This window comes from Allobosea sp. GW822-FHT03F07 (assembly GCF_058801345.1).
In genome coordinates this window covers 38,066-55,603 of the sequence record NZ_JBXAND010000010.1, presented here as the reverse complement: position 1 = coordinate 55,603, position 17,538 = coordinate 38,066, and the positions used below count along the sequence as shown (strand labels likewise).

General features: G+C 62.4%; 19 protein-coding genes. 8 read left to right on the top strand and 11 right to left on the bottom strand.

Translation table 11 applies throughout. The features are described 5' to 3' along the window. The first annotated feature begins 4 nt into the window (after nucleotides 1-4). The gene (locus AC1RMY_RS22405; protein WP_492868308.1) at nucleotides 5-1,018 is read left to right on the top strand and encodes a succinylglutamate desuccinylase/aspartoacylase family protein; all 1,014 of its coding nucleotides are present in this window, start codon (nucleotides 5-7) and stop codon (nucleotides 1,016-1,018) included. Here AC1RMY_RS22405 and AC1RMY_RS22400 read toward each other — a convergent pair. From AC1RMY_RS22400 to AC1RMY_RS22385, 4 genes are all read right to left on the bottom strand, one after another. Beyond that, a complete protein-coding gene (locus AC1RMY_RS22400) occupies nucleotides 985-1,509 on the bottom strand; it encodes a GNAT family N-acetyltransferase (protein WP_492868307.1) in 525 nt (174 codons plus the stop codon). The two genes, AC1RMY_RS22405 and AC1RMY_RS22400, sit on opposite strands and share 34 nt — an antisense overlap. Nucleotides 1,510-1,765: 256 nt before the next feature. Continuing rightward, a complete protein-coding gene (locus tag AC1RMY_RS22395; RefSeq protein ID WP_492868305.1) occupies nucleotides 1,766-2,389 on the bottom strand; it encodes an acyl-homoserine-lactone synthase in 624 nt (207 codons plus the stop codon). Between the two features lie 71 nt (nucleotides 2,390-2,460). Continuing rightward, complete coding sequence (locus tag AC1RMY_RS22390; protein ID WP_492868304.1) at nucleotides 2,461-3,186, bottom strand: LuxR family transcriptional regulator; 726 nt, start codon at nucleotides 3,184-3,186, stop codon at nucleotides 2,461-2,463. A 148-nt stretch (nucleotides 3,187-3,334) separates the two neighbouring features. Continuing rightward, nucleotides 3,335-3,601 (bottom strand): helix-turn-helix domain-containing protein, encoded by a 267-nt coding sequence (locus AC1RMY_RS22385; protein WP_492868303.1) that lies wholly within the window; start codon nucleotides 3,599-3,601, stop codon nucleotides 3,335-3,337. Between the two features lie 126 nt (nucleotides 3,602-3,727). Here AC1RMY_RS22385 and AC1RMY_RS22380 point away from each other — a divergent pair, with 126 nt between their 5' ends. Continuing rightward, nucleotides 3,728-5,116: a threonine synthase gene (locus AC1RMY_RS22380; protein WP_492868301.1), complete on the top strand. Its 1,389-nt coding sequence runs from the start codon at nucleotides 3,728-3,730 to the stop codon at nucleotides 5,114-5,116. Here AC1RMY_RS22380 and AC1RMY_RS22375 read toward each other — a convergent pair. The 5 genes from AC1RMY_RS22375 to AC1RMY_RS22355 form a co-directional block, all read right to left on the bottom strand. Further along, on the bottom strand, nucleotides 5,113-6,165 hold the full coding sequence (locus tag AC1RMY_RS22375) for a PLP-dependent cysteine synthase family protein (protein WP_492868299.1): 1,053 nt from the start codon (nucleotides 6,163-6,165) through the stop codon (nucleotides 5,113-5,115). The genes AC1RMY_RS22380 and AC1RMY_RS22375 overlap by 4 nt on opposite strands. After that, a complete protein-coding gene (locus AC1RMY_RS22370) occupies nucleotides 6,159-7,097 on the bottom strand; it encodes a GHMP family kinase ATP-binding protein (protein WP_492868297.1) in 939 nt (312 codons plus the stop codon). Before AC1RMY_RS22370 ends, AC1RMY_RS22375 begins: the two co-directional genes overlap by 7 nt. A gap of 659 nt (nucleotides 7,098-7,756) precedes the next feature. Further along, nucleotides 7,757-9,007 (bottom strand): ATP-binding protein, encoded by a 1,251-nt coding sequence (locus AC1RMY_RS22365; RefSeq protein ID WP_492868295.1) that lies wholly within the window; start codon nucleotides 9,005-9,007, stop codon nucleotides 7,757-7,759. Nucleotides 9,008-9,176: 169 nt separating this feature from the next. Next, the gene (locus AC1RMY_RS22360; RefSeq protein WP_492868294.1) at nucleotides 9,177-11,471 is read right to left on the bottom strand and encodes a relaxase/mobilization nuclease domain-containing protein; all 2,295 of its coding nucleotides are present in this window, start codon (nucleotides 11,469-11,471) and stop codon (nucleotides 9,177-9,179) included. After that, nucleotides 11,468-11,899 (bottom strand): hypothetical protein, encoded by a 432-nt coding sequence (locus tag AC1RMY_RS22355; protein WP_492868292.1) that lies wholly within the window; start codon nucleotides 11,897-11,899, stop codon nucleotides 11,468-11,470. The genes AC1RMY_RS22360 and AC1RMY_RS22355 overlap by 4 nt, the downstream gene beginning before the upstream one ends. A 736-nt stretch (nucleotides 11,900-12,635) precedes the next feature. Between AC1RMY_RS22355 and AC1RMY_RS22350 the strand changes: the two genes are divergently transcribed. The 4 genes from AC1RMY_RS22350 (at nucleotide 12,636) to AC1RMY_RS22335 (ending at nucleotide 15,610) form a co-directional block, all read left to right on the top strand. Then, complete coding sequence (locus tag AC1RMY_RS22350; RefSeq protein WP_492868290.1) at nucleotides 12,636-13,322, top strand: AAA family ATPase; 687 nt, start codon at nucleotides 12,636-12,638, stop codon at nucleotides 13,320-13,322. Next, complete coding sequence (locus tag AC1RMY_RS22345; protein ID WP_492868288.1) at nucleotides 13,319-13,705, top strand: hypothetical protein; 387 nt, start codon at nucleotides 13,319-13,321, stop codon at nucleotides 13,703-13,705. Before AC1RMY_RS22350 ends, AC1RMY_RS22345 begins: the two co-directional genes overlap by 4 nt. 45 nt (nucleotides 13,706-13,750) lie before the next feature. Beyond that, nucleotides 13,751-14,947 (top strand): DUF1173 domain-containing protein, encoded by a 1,197-nt coding sequence (locus AC1RMY_RS22340; RefSeq protein ID WP_492868286.1) that lies wholly within the window; start codon nucleotides 13,751-13,753, stop codon nucleotides 14,945-14,947. Between the two features lie 351 nt (nucleotides 14,948-15,298). Beyond that, entirely contained in the window at nucleotides 15,299-15,610 is a 312-nt protein-coding gene (locus AC1RMY_RS22335; protein WP_492868284.1) for an XRE family transcriptional regulator, read from the top strand. A gap of 87 nt (nucleotides 15,611-15,697) precedes the next feature. On the opposite strand, the gene AC1RMY_RS22330 is transcribed toward AC1RMY_RS22335, so the two are convergent. Then, complete coding sequence (locus tag AC1RMY_RS22330; protein WP_492868282.1) at nucleotides 15,698-15,904, bottom strand: hypothetical protein; 207 nt, start codon at nucleotides 15,902-15,904, stop codon at nucleotides 15,698-15,700. Nucleotides 15,905-16,301: 397 nt separating this feature from the next. Between AC1RMY_RS22330 and AC1RMY_RS22325 the strand changes: the two genes are divergently transcribed. Further along, complete coding sequence (locus AC1RMY_RS22325) at nucleotides 16,302-16,556, top strand: WGR domain-containing protein (RefSeq protein ID WP_492868280.1); 255 nt, start codon at nucleotides 16,302-16,304, stop codon at nucleotides 16,554-16,556. Nucleotides 16,557-16,710: 154 nt separating this feature from the next. Then, nucleotides 16,711-16,989 (top strand): HU family DNA-binding protein, encoded by a 279-nt coding sequence (locus AC1RMY_RS22320; RefSeq protein ID WP_492868278.1) that lies wholly within the window; start codon nucleotides 16,711-16,713, stop codon nucleotides 16,987-16,989. 48 nt (nucleotides 16,990-17,037) lie between these two features. On the opposite strand, the gene AC1RMY_RS22315 is transcribed toward AC1RMY_RS22320, so the two are convergent. Beyond that, nucleotides 17,038-17,349, bottom strand: coding sequence for a DUF736 domain-containing protein (locus AC1RMY_RS22315; protein ID WP_492868276.1), 312 nt, complete (start codon nucleotides 17,347-17,349; stop codon nucleotides 17,038-17,040). Nucleotides 17,350-17,538: the final 189 nt, after the last annotated feature.

Below are 17,538 nucleotides of genomic sequence, written 5' to 3'. Positions count from 1 at the left end.
GTCGATGACGGGTTACACGCAGGTCTGGACCCCGCTCGACTTCGAGGCGGATGGGAAGCAATGCGACTGGCTGCGCGTGCCGCATTCGACCGACTTGTCCGGTTATGGCGTGGTGCCGATCCCCATCGTTTGCATCCGGAACGGAGCAGGTCCCACGGCCCTGCTCATGGCTGGCAGCCATGGCGACGAATATGAAGGGCAGGTCGCGCTTGCCGGGCTGGTGCGGGACATCGATCTGGCCGATGTGAGGGGCCGGATCATCATCCTGCCCAGCCTCAACGCGCCTGCCGTCGAGGCCGGCCGGCGCGTCTCCCCGCTGGACGCAGGCAACCTCAACCGGTCCTTTCCAGGTGATCCCGTTGGCGGCCCGACGGCGATGATCGCGCATTACGTCGCCACCGTGCTCCTCGCCATGGCGGACCTTGCCATCGATCTTCACGCCGGCGGACGCTCATGCGACTACGTGCCATGCGCCCTGATCAGAAGCGGGGGAAGCGAGAAGGAGCAACGGGAGCTTGCCGAGCTCGCGGTCTCGTTCGGCGCTCCGATAACCTCCATCAGCGACGGCTCCGGCGGCGGTGGCAGGACCACATTCTCGGCGGTCGGGCAGGGGGCTGGAGTGCCGGTACTTACCGCCGAACTTGGCGGCGGCGCCGCGCTGTCACGGGAGGGGCTGGCGATCGCGGAGCAGGGGCTGCGACGCGTCCTGCAACGCTATGGTCTGTTGTCAGGCGCAATCGCCGATCCTGCCTCGCCAACGCGATTCATGCGCGTTCGGGGCAGGGGGGCCTTTGTCTATGCCATGCGTAAAGGGCTGTTTGAACCGGCAGCGGAACTGGGCGCTGTCGTCCAGGCCGGCCAGCTTGCTGGTGTCATCCATGCCATCGATCAGCCGTGGCAAGTGCCCGAACCGGTCTCGTTCACCGAAAACGGTATGGTCGCCTGTCGGCGTGCACCGATGCTGACCGAGCCGGGTGATTGCCTTTACAAGCTCCTCGTCGACGTCGATCCCGGCTGATCGCTGCAAAGGCGCTCGATCGGAGCGATCATGATCCTCTGGCGACCGATCCGACCTTCGACGATCCGTCCCGTGGGCGTCAATCCGCAGGCCAGGTTCAAGTTGAAGGCGGCGAGATTGGCGACGTTCACGCTCGACATGACATGTGTGATGGTCGGCCGTTCCCGCGCGATCCATTGTGCGGCGAGGCGGATTGCCGCCTTGCCATAGCCGCGCCCCTGGAGGAGCGTGTCGATCCGCAGATTGTTCAGGGTCATACAGCCTTTCTCCGCCCAGGCGGGCAAAGCGGCGTCTTCCCGCGCAACGATGAAGCCCACGACCGTGTCGCCATCGAAAAGCGCAAAAGGCGTCTGGCGTGGCGGCGAGGCTCGCAATTGGTCAAAGATGTCGCCGATTGGCCCGCCGGAATAGGATTCCTTGTCGGGATCAACCGCGATGCCGGCGACGACATCCTCATCGTGGAGACCGAGCACACGCAACGAGACTGCCATCTGACGCACTCCGGACCGTCAAAGCCGTGGTCAGTCTTGCATCCATTCTTCCAGCTCAGCCTGACGGAATCCGGGGATTGACTTAAGGTGCTGCCAATCGGGGACGAAAGCGTATCTGGCTGACCGGATCGTGCAGATGACACCATGGCCGACGGGCAGGAAAAGTCTGGATCCCGGAAATAGTTCACGTAGCACGATAAGCGGACCAAGCCGCAGGACCAGTATGGTCAGCTGCGCGCGACGCATTCGCGAGGGGTCAGCCTGGCATCGTGACGTTGGCGAGTATTGGCTCCCGGATGCCATAGGCGCGGCGGGTGCTTGCGATCGCTTCTGGCGTGACGTCGATTAGCAGCGCGATGATGTCGCCGTCCTCGTGCTGCAGGACATCTCCCAGCTCAGCTATGCTCCACCCAAATGCCCGCAGACGCTTTGGCCAATGTGATTCACATACGACGCTGATTTGCCGAATGCCGAGTTTGAGAGCAACCTCCAGCACGCCGCACAAGACGACGCCGGCAATCGGAGACGACCTGCTGCTGCTGCGTAGGGCGGGGCCGATGAAGAAGCGCGTCCATTCGAAGATGTCTGGCGCCCGCGGCGGCCCGGCCGACGCCAGCCCAGGAAACACATTGCCGAGCAGGTGGGGCTGCAGCGTCGGGACAAGGCGCGACCCGCCGACGATCTTGCCGATGCTGTCGAGCGCCAGCAAGTAGATGGCATGCTCAGTGTCGAACGCATCCATCTCTATATTGACGGGGCGCGCCAACGCACGCCATTGCCGCCGTTTGACATAAATATCGTAGCGGATACGAAAGTATCGTTCCAGCTCAATTCTGTATTTTGCCCTGTTAATACAGGTTACTACATGAATTGCGGTCATTGCTCCTCCTGGCGGTGCAGGAGAGGGTAGGTCGCCGCTACTGGAAACTGTATGCCGGAATTCCGGTATTGCTAGATCTGAATTTCATACCTGCGCAAAGCCTTTACGATGGCGTGGGCGACGTTGATTGCGTCGAGCTTGTCGCGGATGTTGCGCTGGTGACTCTCGACGGTGTTCGTCGTTATCCCGAGAATGCAAGATATATCCTCTGTCGTTTTGCCTTGCGCGCTCCACTGCAGCAGTTCGCGCTCCCTCGGCGTCAAGGGCGATCCCTCGTCGTTATCCGATTTGCTCTCCACGCTTACTTTGCGAAATAAATGGACGCACAGTGTTTCGATCAGAGGCATCGCGCCGGGTGGCACCTCGACGCGGTCGCTCCCTGCCGTCACCAGGGCTGGGCCAGCAAGCGGAACATGGATCGGAACACAAATTCCATCCTTCATACCGAATTCAGCTGCCTCGTCCATGACGAGACGGCCACGCGGTGTCAAACTGTCGATAGGCAATTGATGCCAGAGGAATGGCTCCGCGGTGAGGCGGCTGCGCGCGGCGCAAGGATCGTAATGGAAGTGCCCTTCGGACTCGTAGCGAGCGAACCACTCACTCGTCCATCCGTCATGCAGGATCGCACGATGCCATTCGCTGTCGTGAGGGACAGGCAATCTGGCGATCAGAAAACTGTGCAGGCCGTAACGCCGTAGAAACCCCTTGAATATTTCGACGGCGCGTTCAGATGAGTATGCGACGTCGATTTCGGATATCGTCGCGAAAAGATCCAAAACGGTGGCGTTCTTCATCGATAGACCTCGGCAGGTCTTGCAATGCCAGATTCAACTTAAGCGTGTTCGGGGCCGACCTCAATGCCGTGAACGCCGATTGTCTAATGTAGGAGTCAGGCCGGCTGACTATTTTCGGGCGTCATGGTGCAGATGGAAGAACTGCAGGTCAGTCCGTTGTATGAGGCTTCGACCGCTTGGCTGAACGGCCAGTGCGCCGCTCCGCTGCTCTTGCGGTGATCAGATCCTGCGGTTCAACGTCCAACGCTTTCGCCAGGATTTCCAACGTATCGAGCGTAGCGTTACGCCGTCCGGCTTCCACGCTGCTGATATAAGCCCGCGTGCGCCCCGAAACGAAAGATAGCTGCTCCTGCGAGAGCTCTCTTTCCCTTCGGAGTCGCTGCACGTTCAGACCAAACACAGCGCGAAGTTTCATCCCGCGAAAGCTGCGGCGTTGAGCACTATGGTGCGACACACTATAGTGAACATTCCGCGTTGACAGAGGTGTGGTCGCCTGTTTGAACCGGTTGGCAACTGAACGATCCTGTACAAAGGAATTGCGATGGCCGGCCAACCTGTTAGCAGGCTTCCCGCAGGCGGCTCGGACCCGGCCTCCAAACATCGACCTAAGCTGGAGAGCAAGCATCCGAAGGATCACGCAGCGTCGGGTGCTGCGAGCCTCGTCGGGCTCAGCTGCATCCGCTGCGGCGCTTCCTACCCGGCCAGCATCAAGATAGATTCCAGGGGCTGTCCGGCTTGCCGCGACGCTGCGCCGGTCAATCTCAAGCCGGTTTACGCCTCGCCCGTTGATCCGCTCTCGGTCGCACCAAACGCGCCGCGATCAATGTGGCGCTATGCCCATGCGCTGCCATGCTCGCTGGAGGACGCCGTTTCGCTCGGGGAGGGGCAGACGCCTTTGATTGAAGCCGCCCGGATCGGTCGTGCGTTGGGAGTCCGGAACCTTTTCATCAAGGACGAAGGCCGAAATCCGACATGGTCGCACAAGGACAGGTTCTCGACTGTTGCGGTGTCGGTGGCGCGCGCTCAAGGGGCAAAGGTGGTGGCGACGGCCTCATCCGGCAATGCTGGAGCCTCACTGGCCGCATACGCCGCACGCGCTGGGCTGCAGTGTATTGTCGCTACGTTTGGCGGCTCGGCCAACGCTATGCTGGCGCAGATCAGGAAATACGGTGCAACCGTTCTGCCGCTCGCCAACAAGATGGATCGCTGGACCCTGCTTGGTGAAGCCGCGACACGCTATGGCTGGTTCATCACATCGCCCTATCGCGCGCCCGTCGTTGGCAGCCACCCCCTTGGTATCGAGGGCTACAAGACCATCGCTTACGAGATCGTCGAGCAGTCAGGTGGTATCGCCCCTGACTGGTGTGTTTTGCCCGTCTGCTACGGCGACGCGCTGTTTGGTATCTGGACGGGATTTCAGGAACTGTTTGCGCAAGGCGCGATCTCGCGACTGCCCAGGATGGTTGCGGCCGAGGTGCATGGGTCGCTGGCGCAGGCGCTCGCCACCGGTAGCGACAGGCTCGAAGAACGCAGCCCGGCATTCGAAAGCCTTGCTATTTCGATCGGTGCGCCACGCAGCACCTATCAGGCCCTGAAAGCATTGCGCGAGTCCTCCGGCCGTGCCGTGCCGGTGAACAATGACGGGCTTGTGGAGATGCAGGAGCGCCTCGCCCACGACGAAGGGATTTTCGCCGAACTGGCGTCGGTCACGCCACTTCTTGCGATTGCGCGATTGCGTGAAGAAGGTGTCATAGCCCCCGATGATCACGTGGTAGCAGTTGCCACCGCCAGCGGGTTGAAGGACCTGGATCGATCGGTCGGCCGAACTAAAGATTGCACGATCTTTCGATCGACGGACGATGCCTGGGATTGGCTTGGCGACAATGCCGCCACGCTGATGGGCGGCAAAGGTAGACGGCCCACGGATTAGGGAGAGGGTCCCTCATTCTTGAATTCATCATGGACGATCTGGTCGAGGTTGCGTCTGGCCCACTTGAACCGCATCCAGTCGGCCTCGGACCCAGGCTCGATGATCATGAGCTCGCGGGGCTCGGAAGGCGGCGAGCAAGACCAGCCCGGTAACGAGCCGAGCCACGCGTCATCGAAGACCGTTTCCGCGTATCGGTGACCGTCGTCCGCCATGATGACCGCGACCCGGGCTCCGGGCCGAGTGCTCGCAACCCATCTGCCAACGAGGGCCGCGGCTCCGCTGGTCGGCCCCTGGAAGATGCCATGCTCACGCAGCAGGCGGCGAGCCTCGCGGAACGCCGGGTATGCCCCGACCCAGTGGACCTCATCGATGAGGTCATGCCGGAGATTGCCCGGCACGATGCTGTTGCCCAGACCGCGCAACAACCGCTTGCCGGCAGGTTGTCCAAAGAGAATGCTTCGGTGAGTGTCGACCGCGATGACAAGGAGATGCGGAAAGACCGCGCGTAGGAACGTTCCCGTCCCGCAAAGCGAGCCGCCGCTCCCGACACAGCCAACAAGACAGTCGATCTGGCCGACCGTCCGCACGAGCAGCTCGGCCAGCCTTGCATAGGCGAGCGGGTTCCCGAGATTGTCGTATTGCCGTGGCCAAAAGCAGTCGGGCTCCTCGCGGCGAATTTGCTTGAGCCGCTTCAGGCGCGTCAGTTGATCACCATTGCCGGCGTGGTCCTCCGTGATAATCATCTGCGCGCCTAAACCATCGAGGCGCGCCTTATACTTCGTGTCTACAAGGCTTGAGGCGGAGACCAGTGTAAGCCGATATCCTCGTGCCGCCGCCAGCAGCGCAAGAGCCATGCCGAATGTGCCGGATGTCGTCTCGACGATGCGCATCCCGGCCTCGAGGGCGCCATCGGCGACTGCGCGGTCCAGGATGTAGCGCGCCGGCATGAGCTTCATCAGCGGGAAAGCTGCCGCGATCAGGTTTGGTGATAGCGCGGCCATGCGAGGGAGCTCGAGCGCGCGGAAATAGTCATCGTCCAAGGCTACCATTTCGCGCCGTCGTCGTTGATTTGGTGAAACTCGACGTCGCAGAAGCCGCATCTTTGCACTGATGCCGCGACGCTTTCCGCGCGCTGTCGCAAGTTCTTGCCGGCGTGGTCGAAGAGGATGCCGAGCAGTGAGCCGCTATGCGCCACCTGGACGCCGCACGCGCCAGCCCCTTCCGCGATTTCGATGACTCGTTCGAGATGCTGTTTGGGCAGCCGTCGCTGGCTGAGCAGCGCGCTAGCTGTCGCCGCACGCCCAAGGCAGTTCGGATCCTGATAGCGAACCGCATAGGCGACTAGCGCGCGCAGGACACGGAACTGTTGAATCTCGACACTGTCGTAGCGTGCTGGCGGCATATCCAGCGTATCGATAGGCCGTCCTCCAGTCGACTTGAAGCCGACCAACAGCAGAGGCGGCAATGAGCCGCCGAAATCCTCCAGGACGGTACCCTCTCGCTGCGCAAAGAGGACGGCGTGGCCGTCGAAGGCGATAGCATCGCTAGCGCGTTCGGCGGCGACCGCCAGTTGGCTGACACGAGAGGGTTGTAGCTGAACAGCATGGGCAGCCGCCACAGCGCGGATGGAGGCGACGACGTCCGCAGTGGAGGAGCCGTAACCATGACCAATTGGAATACTGCTCTCGATATTGAGAAAACCTCCTTCAGCAACGTTCAGATGGTTCAGCGTCTCGCGTGCAGCCAAGCCCGCCTTGACCTTGTCGCCTGGACGCACGGTGAGGTCGCGTGTAGCTGCACAGGTGAACGTCGCCTTCGATACCAATGTGGCGAGCGGGAGGGTGACTAGGCCGCGGTGAAGTTGCCCGTTCCGGTGTTCGAAGACTCCTTGCAGCAGCTCTCCATGGTGACCGTTTGCAGCCCCGACGCCGATCCTCGGCAACGGTTTGGCAATCGATGCGGTTTCGGAGACTGCAGCCACGATCCACTCCCTGCGATCAGCATCTGGGGTAGTGGTGACTTCGGCGGTGCCAATCAGCCCTCATCAAATTCCGGCATTGACAAATGCCGGCCCGCGGCCCGGGTCTATTGCTCAGCCCACGAAAGATGCCAAAAGCGTACTGCTGGTATGCGAGCGTGGTTCGGTGCCGCCGGGCTTGACCTTCAGTCGGTACCACGGCGCCTATGACCAACCTCCCGATCTCTACACCTGACCCACTGGAACGCCGTTTAGGCTTCGCCAGAACGTCTACCGAGCCGAGCGCTCGCAGATGCCTTCTTCGCGTTGACGTCCCAAGAGAGGCTTTCAGTAGGTCGCACCAGATTGTCGCCCAGACGCGGGGAACGTTCAAAGGTCCGATATTGACCGTCCCGGACAGCGTCCGTGGAATAGCTGGAGAGGTAAGCTTGAGCGGCCCGTGCCCATACACAGGAATGGGCCGGCTACAGCGCAGTTAAAGGGCGCCGGCCCATCGCTGTGCACAGCCACTCGCCGACTACTACCATTGTTGTTAGCGATCAGATGAGGAACATGAAATGCAACGATCAAACCGCAGTTAAGTCGATGAATGAAACGGCTGTCCGGTGCCGAAAGCACAGCTACCGAAGCGCCGTCATGTTCCATAATCTAAATTATGCGAGTCACATGTCCCAGAGCACTGATATCGGCGCACCCTGGATTTTTTCACTATGCGGCGTGACCCGATCGTGGTCGTGGAGAACCAGACCACGAATGAACTTGTCGCCAGCTGCATTCTGCAATTTCATAAGGCCGGAAAAGTCTTTCGATCGCAGGGTTGCGGATGCCTTGACCTCGATCCCGACGATCCGACCCCTGCTGTCTTCAAGAACCAGATCCACTTCGTCGAAATCCTTGGTCCGGAAATGCGAGAGGTGAATGGATCGATCGCTCCAGGACAAAAGCTTCAAAATCTCAGACGTCACGAAGGTTTCGAGCAAAGGACCGAATGCTGTTCGATCAAGCTGGAACGCCTCGGCGTTGGCATCTCTCAGCGCGCTCAACAGTCCGCTGTCGATAAAATGCATTTTGGGCGTCTTGATCAAGCGCGACAACCGATTCGAATACCAGGGCCGAATTGTCTGCAGAAGAAACAAGTGCTCAAGAATGGTGATGTACTTTCGAATTGTTGGCCGCGACAATTCCAGCGGCGTCGACAGTGCATTGAGATTGACGAGTTGACCCGAGTGCTCGGCTAGCATTGCGACCAGTATCGGCAGTTTTCCCAGTTGCTCGATGTCTGCTGTATCCCGAACACCGCGATCGAGCACCAGCTTCAGATAGTCGCGAAACCAGATCCTCTGCCGCGCGGCTGACCGTCGAAGCGGCTCGGGATAGCCGCCGGCCAGGACACGATCGACGAGCGCCTTGCCGTAAGCCGGTGCTTGTCCTGCAATTGGCCGGTCGCCCTCGAACATGCGATCCACGAAACTGCCAGAATTGCCGGTCAACTCGGCCTGGGACAACGGCAAGAGCTGGATGATCTCGATACGACCGGCAAGCGAGTCGCCGATGCTCGGCAACGCCATGACGTTCGCGGACCCGGTCAGAAGATAGCGGCCGGGCGACGTGTCGCGATCGACCGTCTCCTTGATCGCAAGCATCAGCGCCGGCGCACGCTGCACTTCGTCGATGATGGCAGAAGGCAACGAACGAATAAAACCCACGGGATCGGTGCGGGCAGCATTCAGGGTTTGTGCATCATCCAACGTCACAAAGGGCCGGGTCTCGGTCGCAAACCTGCGGACAAGGGTTGTCTTCCCTGCCTGCCTTGGCCCGACGACGAGAACGACACGCGTGTCCGCGATCGCCACGGTAACCCGCGCCTCGGCGCGCCGTGTGATATGATCATGCGATAAGGGGTCAATGGTCATGCGACCAATCGTAATCTAGGCGCCGACCAATTGAAAGCCGTTGAGCATCTGATTGGAGACAGACCGTCTGCGATCGCTATCGCCCCCACGTGCCCATGTGGCTCGTGGCTACGAAAGGCATCAACTCATGCAGTGGCGATGACGCGAATCCGCTCTCTTCGCATTCATGTTACCTAATTCGCTGCCCTCTGACGGATTCTGACGCTGCACGATCCGCATCAACGTCACGCAATAGCTTTTCCTGCTCGGCCTTCAACTTCGCCAGAGCGTCTGTCTGGATGAGCGCATTCGGCAGAGGCTGGCCAGGCGATTCCGTGAGAACCCGAGCCGCTTCAACGGCTGCGGCGGCCTCACGCGCCTCCCGTGCGGCAGCTTGCTGCGTGCCGACAACGATCGCGCGCTCTGAAACGAGATCGCGCTGCGATTGCGGATCGAGCCCGGCCCTGCCCTCCTGCCGGCGTTCGACCTCGATCGCGCGATCCGATAGCCGCTGCGCGTCCGCAGCCTCACGCTCCTCCTTCAGCCTGACCGCCTCGGCGCGCTCGATCAGCCGGTCTGCCGAGGCGCCGGCCAGTCGCTCGATATCTCCGCGCGACAGCTCCTGAACCCCTCGTTCCTGCATCCGCTGAAAATCCACCCGCATCGCCAGGGTTTCGAGATAGCGCGCCGAGGTCTCGCGGAACTGGTCCTTTGTCGCGCCATCGAGAAGATCGGTCGTGCGCGAGACCGCGTCGTTCATCGCACGAAGATCCTTCGCCATCTGCTCTGATGTAATCGCCACAGGCTTGTCCTCCTTGCTCAACCAATGCTGCATGCGCTTCTCAAGGGTGTGGATGATGCCACCCAGCGTTTGCGCCATCGTCAACCGCTGGACCATCTCCGACGCGACAGCGCTCCGTGACGCCTCTTGCGCAACCGCCGACCAGGCCTTCAAGCCATCGCTGACAGCCTGGCGGTCCGCGTTGCTCAGCGGCAGCTTGATCGGATTCTCGCGAGCCGTCGCAATGCGCTGCCGCGCTTTCTCGATAAGTCCGTGATTGCTGGGATCCCCCGCATAGGCGCGATCAAGGGCCTCTTGCACTGGGCGCGGGCGGTCGGCCACATCGACGATCGCCTTATCCTTGGCACCATAGCTCTGGGACGAAGCCCGCTCTATCGCCGACGTCGCCACGATCTTGAGACCCTGGGCGCGCGCATGCTCGGCATAGACCTCACGCCAGGTCCGAAAGTCATCTCTGTTCGGATGGATCTTCTGGCCGTTCTCGTTCTTCACAGTGATGACGGCGTGGGCGTGAATATGCCCCTGCGCCTCCTTGTCGGTATGGATGCCGAACATGAACTTGTGGTCGGCGAAGCGGTCATGCAGGAACTCCCGCACCGCATTGGTCAACGCCGCGACGTCGGTCCCGGCCTTGGCCGAGATCATCAGATGCATCGTGTCACGTGGCGACTGCGACCGTAGCGACGGTCCCCAATCCCGCGCGGTCTCGCGTGCACCTGACGCGTCGGGGACTGACTGACCACGGTCGTCGGTCAGTGCACCATGTTTCGCGATGTGCTGCCTGAGCTGGTAGGCGACCCCGTCGCGCCCATGCCGTGTGGCACCGGGCTCTACGCTCATGGCGTGCTGCGGATGGCCGATAGCCGCTTCGATCCGCGCCTTGATGGCCGCTTCCGATCTGGCGTCCAGACGTTTCTGGCTAAAGCCATCCTGTTCAGGGCCGATTTGCTCGTCGCGCACCCTGAAGCGCTCTTTTGCAGCGCCTGCCATCACGACCACCAGCCGCGCGTCCAATTCTCCGTCGGATGTCGGCTCGAGCCGAAAAGCGTGCCGGTGGCCCGCAAAACCTGAGGCGATCGCGCGTTCGTAGGTTTCTCGGCCGGCCGGCGTATCGCGCACGCCATGCAGCCTCAGCCTGATCGCGACGACATCCTGGCTCTCCTTCCGGGTCTCGAAAGCCTTGGACCACTCCTTGATCTCATCGGCGACCGCTTCGCGATCGGCCAGGATGCGCCCGTCATGGGTTTCGAGCGCGACCTCCTCGCGCTGTACGTATTGCCCGGTCGCGGTCGCTCGTGCTGCTCCATGGGCATAGGAGATCACCTTCACCACGGCCGGCTGATAGCCAGCCGCCAGGCGACGGGCCCGGCTGAGAGCGCCGCCCTCGATCCGGGCGGGACGCGCCTGTCGCGCCGGCAATGCGCCACTGCCGCCCTTCGGCCTGACACTGTCAAGGCGGCGCTCACGTTCGGCATCGCGCCCTCCAGTGATGGTGACGCCATGCAAGATGGGGCGTGTGCCCAACGTCGCTAACGCCTGGGGCAGGACGAGATCCTCGCCGCGCTCGCCTGCCTGCCTCGGCATCAGGGCTGGCTGTTGCCGCTGTGCCTGCCGATGGGCAACGGTCTCGCGAGCGCCACGAAACGTTTCCGTCCAGCGCTGGATCACGGCGGCCCGGCTCATGCGATGGCGCCTTCGGTCGCGACCGCGTCGACCGCGGACAGCCGCGCAAGCTCTCTGAGCCGTGCGCCGTGCGTCACCGTCATGGCGGTCAACTCTTCGTCGATGGCGGCAATCGTGCCGTAGAGCTCGTTCCAGACCTGCTCCGCCACGGCGAGGTCGGTCCCCCTGCCCTGACGCATCGTCCTCAGCATCTGCGCCAGGGTGCGGCCAATCTGCCTGACCTCGGCCGCCAGCGCGACGACCGCCTCCATGTTCTGGACCGATAGCGCCGGCCCGGCCTGAACGGATGCTCGGATCAGGCGGCGCACGACCTCCGCCTTTGGCAAACCGAACAGCTCCACCGCCTCCTGCAGGCGCCGCTCATCCGCCTCGGACAGCTCGGTCCGGAGCCTGGGCTTGCGTCTCGGCGTGGCAGCAGAACGGGCCATCTCCGTCCCTTCCCGGTCGACGGCGCGTTAGCGCCCCGGCTGCGTCTCGCAGTCGCCTCTGGCTTGGCCCACAAACCGGTATCTTGTCAATCAATAGTCGGAATACTGACTTAACTTTTACGCTGCTCCTCCCCGAGCAAACTCCCGGAGCGCCATGCCCTCGGCACCAAAGCGGCGGCGCCGTAGTTGCATCGGATAAGCCCACGTTTGCCTCGATCATAGGGCAACCGCCGACGATCACGCATGCGGTGGTGACGAGATAACGTATTGCGTCGATCGCGCATTCACCGCGCTCCGCACTGCTACGTTCCGTCAGAGCGTTCCTTCTGCATCGCATGCGTCCACGAGCTCACGGTGCACGGACTGCGGCGTCAACGATGTCTCGCACTCAATTGGGCCCATAGGTATGGATTGCCCGAAAGCGACGCTTCGTCACAAGCGCAATGCTGCGCTACCGCATCGCCGCACAGAACCACAGCGGCCGTCCGTCCTTTCGCGGCTACGGCATTCCATGGCCCGATGATTGCGACAGTCCCGCGCCGCTCCGATCCATGACCGCCAGAGGTCGCGAGCGATGCAGCAACGCAGTCGGCGTCACAGTGCTTCGTGACCGACGCGATGGCGGACCATCGCAGTCGCGCCTTGACAGAACTAGTCAATATACTGACTAATGACTGAAGCAGCGTTTCAATCCGTTAGTAACGCATATCGTCGGCAAGTGGTCGAGGGCACGAACATGGCCAGCATTTTCGCGGTGGCGACCCCGAAAGGCGGCAGCGGCAAGACGACGATGTCGATCCTGCTCGCTGGCGAGTTGGCGCAGCAGGGTTATGCGATCGGACTGGTCGATGCTGACCCGCAGGGCTCCGCTTATCAATGGCATGCGTCATCGCGGGCGCGCGGACACGACCCAGCTGGCATCGACATCGTCCATGCAACGACCGAATCAGCCGTGCTGAAGCGCCTGACCGAATTCGACGAGCGCGACGCGGTCATCATCGACACACCGGGTTTCGCCGATACGCGGATCACGGAGGCAGCGTTTCGGGCCGACCTCGTGATCCTGCCGTGCAAGGTCTCGATGTTCGACGCCTCGCAGATCGTTCGCACGGTCGGCTTCATGAAGAAGCGCGCGGCCGAGATCGGGGTCGCGGACCCGCCCTATAGGGTGGTGATCAACGAATATGACAGCCTCGACCGCAACACCGCGCCGATCCGGGAGGTGCTGGGGTATTTCGACAGCGAGGGCGTCAAACTCTGCCAGAATGCGCTCTATCGCCGGATCACCTACCGCACCATGACGAACGGCCATGGCACGCTCTACCAGATGAACGACAAGGACGAAGCCGTGCGCAAGGCACGTTACAACGCTGACCAGGTCGTGCGCGAATTGCTCGCCGCCAGCCAGGAGGGGGATGCGTGAGCGAGACGAAACCGCGTCTCGCCTTGCCGCGCAAGGCGACGGTCGAGACCATACCGGCGCCTCAACCGATGGTCGTGACACCTGACTATGGCACGGAACCGTTGCGGCCGGCAGACGCTTCGCCCGTGATTGTCGAGCGACCGGTGGATCGCGTCGCGACGCCTCCCCTATCTACAATGCCAACTCGTCAGCGCGACCCGTTTGAGGGCTTTGGCGATCGGTTAGCTTCACGTCCGCTGGCCTTGCGGTTGCCTCGCCCCATCGATCTCGCGATCCGACAGATCGCGGCGGAACGCCAGGTCCAGCCTCTGCGGCTGGTCGACCAGGCCATTCGAGATTTTCTTGAAAAACTCGGTCGCCTGCCCGATCGCCCCGATGCATGATCGTCGTATTGCAGTCGCCAATGGAAACAGTGCGATGGCGGTGCGATGAAACAAATTGCGATCGAGGGCGAGGTGATCGCGGCCGATACCGCAGATTTCCAGGCGAGGCTGGGGGATGCTCAGACGCGGCAGGTCAGGCCCTTGTGCTTGTGCCGCAATCCAGGGCTGCCACTCTATATCGCCCGGGCTGGAGGCCGCCTGATCCTGAAGCGCATGCCTGGCACCGGCGCGCGACATGACCCGGCTTGCGCCTCCTATGAACCGCCCTATGAGCTATCAGGCTTGGGCTCAGTCGCGGGCTCGGCAATCAGCGAAGACTTCGAGACCGGCACCACCCTGCTGAAGCTCGATTTCAGCCTGACGAAATCGGCCGGCCGTGCGCCGCCCGCTCCGAACGCGACGCCCGACCAGGGCGAGGTCCGCAGTGATGCGAAAAAGCTGACGCTGCGCGCCCTCCTGCACTATCTTTGGGATCAGGCCGAGTTCAATCGCTGGCGGCCAGGCATGGCCGGCAAGCGCAACTGGGCCGTCATCCGAAAGTTCCTGCTCGAGGCCGCCGAGGGCAAGACCAGCAAGGGCAAGGCGCTACCGGACATCCTCTACATTCCCGAGATGTTTCAATCCGAGCGCGAAGCGGAGATCGCCCAGCGCCGGTCCGCCTTCATGTCGCGAGCCGTAGGAGCAGCCGGCAAAGGCCGCCCGCTGCTCCTCGTCGTCGGTGAGGTGAAGGAGATCGCTCCTGCCCGTTCTGGCCATCGTCTGGTGATCAAGCATGCGCCAAAATTCCCGTTCCTGTTGAACGAGGATACCCACCGCCGCTTGGGCGTCGTGTTCGCCAGCGAGCTTTCGCTGTGGAATGCGAACCCGGACACGCATCTCGTGGCGATCGCGACCTTCGGTCTCGACATCGCCGGCGTCGCGACGGTCGAGGCCGTCGCGTTGATGATCGTCACCGAGAACTGGATCCCATTCGAGAGCATCAATGAGGCGAACCTGCTGGATACCCTGACCCGGCGCAAAATCAGCTTCCTGAAGGGGTTGCGCTATAATCTCCCGGCGAGCCAGCCGCTGGCGAGCGTCGTGCTGCACGAGGACGCGGCTACGCCCTTGGCCATGTTCATCGTGCCGAACGAGGCCGATGCCGCCTATCGCATGGCGCTCGATGCTCTGATCGAGACCAGCGCGTTTCCGGCCTGGATCTGGTCGCCAGGCGAAGGCCCAATGCCCACACTACCGGCATAGGCTTCAGGGCCAAAGGGAGCCTATCGCGCAAGGGATCGTTCCCTCCGGCCGAACCGCCTCAGAGCGGTTCGGTGAGCGCCGGCATGGTGCGAGGAGAGCCCGGTCTGGCCATCGGCCGGATGCGCCAGGATGACCTTCGAACGGCCCGCTCAGCCCCGCGACACAACCCGCGATCGTGGTTCCAGACGGAACTATTCTAATGCGATGTATTGATGACCGGAGGTCAGTATATTAGTTTGATGACGCTGTGCGGGGGCTGCACGGAAAATTTTGTCCTGCCCCGAAGGTCAGGTCATCACCATGGTCAATGTGCGCCGTCCCCGCGAGGGCGAGCAATCCATCCTGAACGAGATGCTGGCGATGCGCCTGCAGGAGCTGGAAGCGCAGAGCAACGACTCGCCTAGCTTCATCAGCAAACTCGGCATCGGCAAAGGCACATATTACGATGTCTCCCGGGCCAAGGGGAATCCGACCCTTCGGACGATCGAGCGGATCGCAGCACGCCTGAACATGAGCGTCTTCGAGTTGCTGGGATTCAGCGAGGATGACGCCCGCCGGGCGCTGAAACGCAATGGCGTCGACTATGACGAGTTGACCTCGGCGCTGGCGGATAAGAGCAAGGCCGATGAGCGGATCGCGGCTCAGGCACGCCTGCGAAAATAACCGACGCCCACCAGGGCACGACAGGCGACACACGAAAAGCCGGCCCGACGCGCGAGGCGTCAGACCGGCTATTCCGGATCGTGATGCTCAGAAGGGCAGTGCGGCCAGCTCGGCAGCGTGGACCACAGCCCAACTCTCGACCTCTGCGAAATACGCCGCCTCAGCCTCGCCACGATCCTGCTCGGTCAGGAATTCCAGCTCACGCTGCGCATCGCGGCGCTCCCGCGGCGTCAGGCAGGCATTGGCCAGCTCGGCCTTGAGTTCGACAATCTGCTGATCGACCGGCATGGTCATGAGAACCTCCTTCGTCTCGAATGGACGAAGGCGCGCCACGCGTCGGTGGAGACCGGGTCAAGGATCGGCGCCAGCCGACCGCCGCAGGCGGCGCGTGGGGGAGCCGAAATGCGTCAGCATTTTGGGGGCACCACGCGTCCTTGAGGCGGGCTCCGCCGGCCGTATCATGGGCCGACCAGAGAGCCCCTCCAGCTCGCGCGGGAAACACCAACGAGAGGCCGTCGTGTCACCTGGGTCGTCGGCGGCGACACCATAATACAGGGAGGGTCAGCCCGCCGATGGGATGGGGCGCGCCGGAGCTGGTGCGACCGATCCATTATCGCGATGAATCGGTCATCACCGACCGATTCAAGGAAGTCGTTGGACGCCGTTTCCGGTGGAAGCGAGCCTTGCCTCCATGCACAGCAAGGACCAAGGACCGCTCCATCTTCGCCGCATCGACCCGACGCGGAACATGCGGCGCTTCTACGTGCTCTCGATCCAGCCCACCCTGTTCGGCGGCGCATCGGTCATACGCAACTGGGGCCGGATCGGCACGGGCGGCCAATCGATGATGGAGACCTTCGATCAGTTGGGCGAGGCTGACAACGCGCTGAGCCATCTCGAGCGGAGCAAGAGGCGCAAGGGTTATCTCGATAGCCGTTCCGGCTGAACAACGCCCGCATCCGGAGCCTGTTCGTCGAGCGCTGGCCCGGTTCGCGTCGATTTACAGTGGATTGACGACCAGAAGGCCGTTTCCTGTCTTTCCTGCCGCCGCGCTTCTGTTGTCATGGCGCTTGCAACGGAACGATAGGAGACCATTCCTCATGGCTACAGCGAACGAGATCGCCGACAAGATCGCCGGCGAGCAGGGTCTGACCAAAGCGCAGGCGAAGACCATCGTCGACAGTGTGTTCAAGCTGATCACTGAGGCCGCCGCCAGCGGCGGCGAGACGAATATCGCCGGCTTCGGCAAATTCAAGGTGAAGGACAAGCCGGAGCGCGAGGCCCGCAACCCCGCCACAGGCGCCACGATCAAGGTCGCGGCTTCGAAAAAGCTGACCTTCGTGCCGGCCAAGGCGGTCAAGGACGCGCTCAACGGCTGACACAGGGCGAAGGCCCCGCCTCGCGGCGGGGCCCTCTCGTCTAAGGCGTCAATCCCGCTTCGGCCGGGACCAGATCAGCTGCAGGCCTTCCTCGCCTTCGACCTCGACCAGGGTGGCGTAGATCGCCTCGCGGAAGGACGGATCGTCGAGCTTGACCGAGAGGTAGTCGCGGCCAGTCTCCTCGGCGACCCGCTGCCAGGCGGCACCGAGCTCGACATTGCCAGCGTAGACGCGGAAGTGCGGGCCGTTGTCGGAGGGCTTCTCGATGCGGACCAGCCGGGCCTTGACGTTGAGGTTGAGGGTGCGGATCGAGCCGGTGAAGCCGTTGCCGTTGGTGGTGAAGCTGCCGATGTTGGCCATTGTCTCATTCCCTTGTTTCCGGCCGCGCCCATCGCGACCCGATGGCGGTCGAGAGGCCGGGGGCGATCGACCCGCACCCCTTTCGGGGCTGGAACGAAGTGGAAGGCGGCCGGAGACGGCTTTTTTGCTTCGCGATGCAAAGCCGGCCGGGGTCCCCTTCGGGGTGGCCGGTGGCGGAAAAAAGCCGGC

Bases quoted from the DNA above. Each gene is read 5' to 3' on its own strand.
- AC1RMY_RS22335 (WP_492868284.1), top strand. From the start codon at position 15,299: ATGCTGGCGATGCGCCTGCAGGAGCTGGAAGCGCAGAGCAACGACTCG.
- AC1RMY_RS22385 (WP_492868303.1), bottom strand. From the start codon at position 3,601: ATGAAACTTCGCGCTGTGTTTGGTCTGAACGTGCAGCGACTCCGAAGG.
- AC1RMY_RS22320 (WP_492868278.1), top strand. From the start codon at position 16,711: ATGGCTACAGCGAACGAGATCGCCGACAAGATCGCCGGCGAGCAGGGT.
- AC1RMY_RS22400 (WP_492868307.1), bottom strand. From the start codon at position 1,509: ATGGCAGTCTCGTTGCGTGTGCTCGGTCTCCACGATGAGGATGTCGTC.
- AC1RMY_RS22340 (WP_492868286.1), top strand. From the start codon at position 13,751: ATGAAACAAATTGCGATCGAGGGCGAGGTGATCGCGGCCGATACCGCA.
- AC1RMY_RS22405 (WP_492868308.1), top strand. From the start codon at position 5: ATGACGGGTTACACGCAGGTCTGGACCCCGCTCGACTTCGAGGCGGAT.
- AC1RMY_RS22355 (WP_492868292.1), bottom strand. From the start codon at position 11,899: ATGGCCCGTTCTGCTGCCACGCCGAGACGCAAGCCCAGGCTCCGGACC.
- AC1RMY_RS22330 (WP_492868282.1), bottom strand. From the start codon at position 15,904: ATGACCATGCCGGTCGATCAGCAGATTGTCGAACTCAAGGCCGAGCTG.
- AC1RMY_RS22365 (WP_492868295.1), bottom strand. From the start codon at position 9,007: ATGACCATTGACCCCTTATCGCATGATCATATCACACGGCGCGCCGAG.
- AC1RMY_RS22380 (WP_492868301.1), top strand. From the start codon at position 3,728: ATGGCCGGCCAACCTGTTAGCAGGCTTCCCGCAGGCGGCTCGGACCCG.
- AC1RMY_RS22350 (WP_492868290.1), top strand. From the start codon at position 12,636: ATGGCCAGCATTTTCGCGGTGGCGACCCCGAAAGGCGGCAGCGGCAAG.
- AC1RMY_RS22315 (WP_492868276.1), bottom strand. From the start codon at position 17,349: ATGGCCAACATCGGCAGCTTCACCACCAACGGCAACGGCTTCACCGGC.
- AC1RMY_RS22390 (WP_492868304.1), bottom strand. From the start codon at position 3,186: ATGAAGAACGCCACCGTTTTGGATCTTTTCGCGACGATATCCGAAATC.
- AC1RMY_RS22375 (WP_492868299.1), bottom strand. From the start codon at position 6,165: ATGGTAGCCTTGGACGATGACTATTTCCGCGCGCTCGAGCTCCCTCGC.
- AC1RMY_RS22325 (WP_492868280.1), top strand. From the start codon at position 16,302: ATGCACAGCAAGGACCAAGGACCGCTCCATCTTCGCCGCATCGACCCG.
- AC1RMY_RS22360 (WP_492868294.1), bottom strand. From the start codon at position 11,471: ATGAGCCGGGCCGCCGTGATCCAGCGCTGGACGGAAACGTTTCGTGGC.
- AC1RMY_RS22395 (WP_492868305.1), bottom strand. From the start codon at position 2,389: ATGACCGCAATTCATGTAGTAACCTGTATTAACAGGGCAAAATACAGA.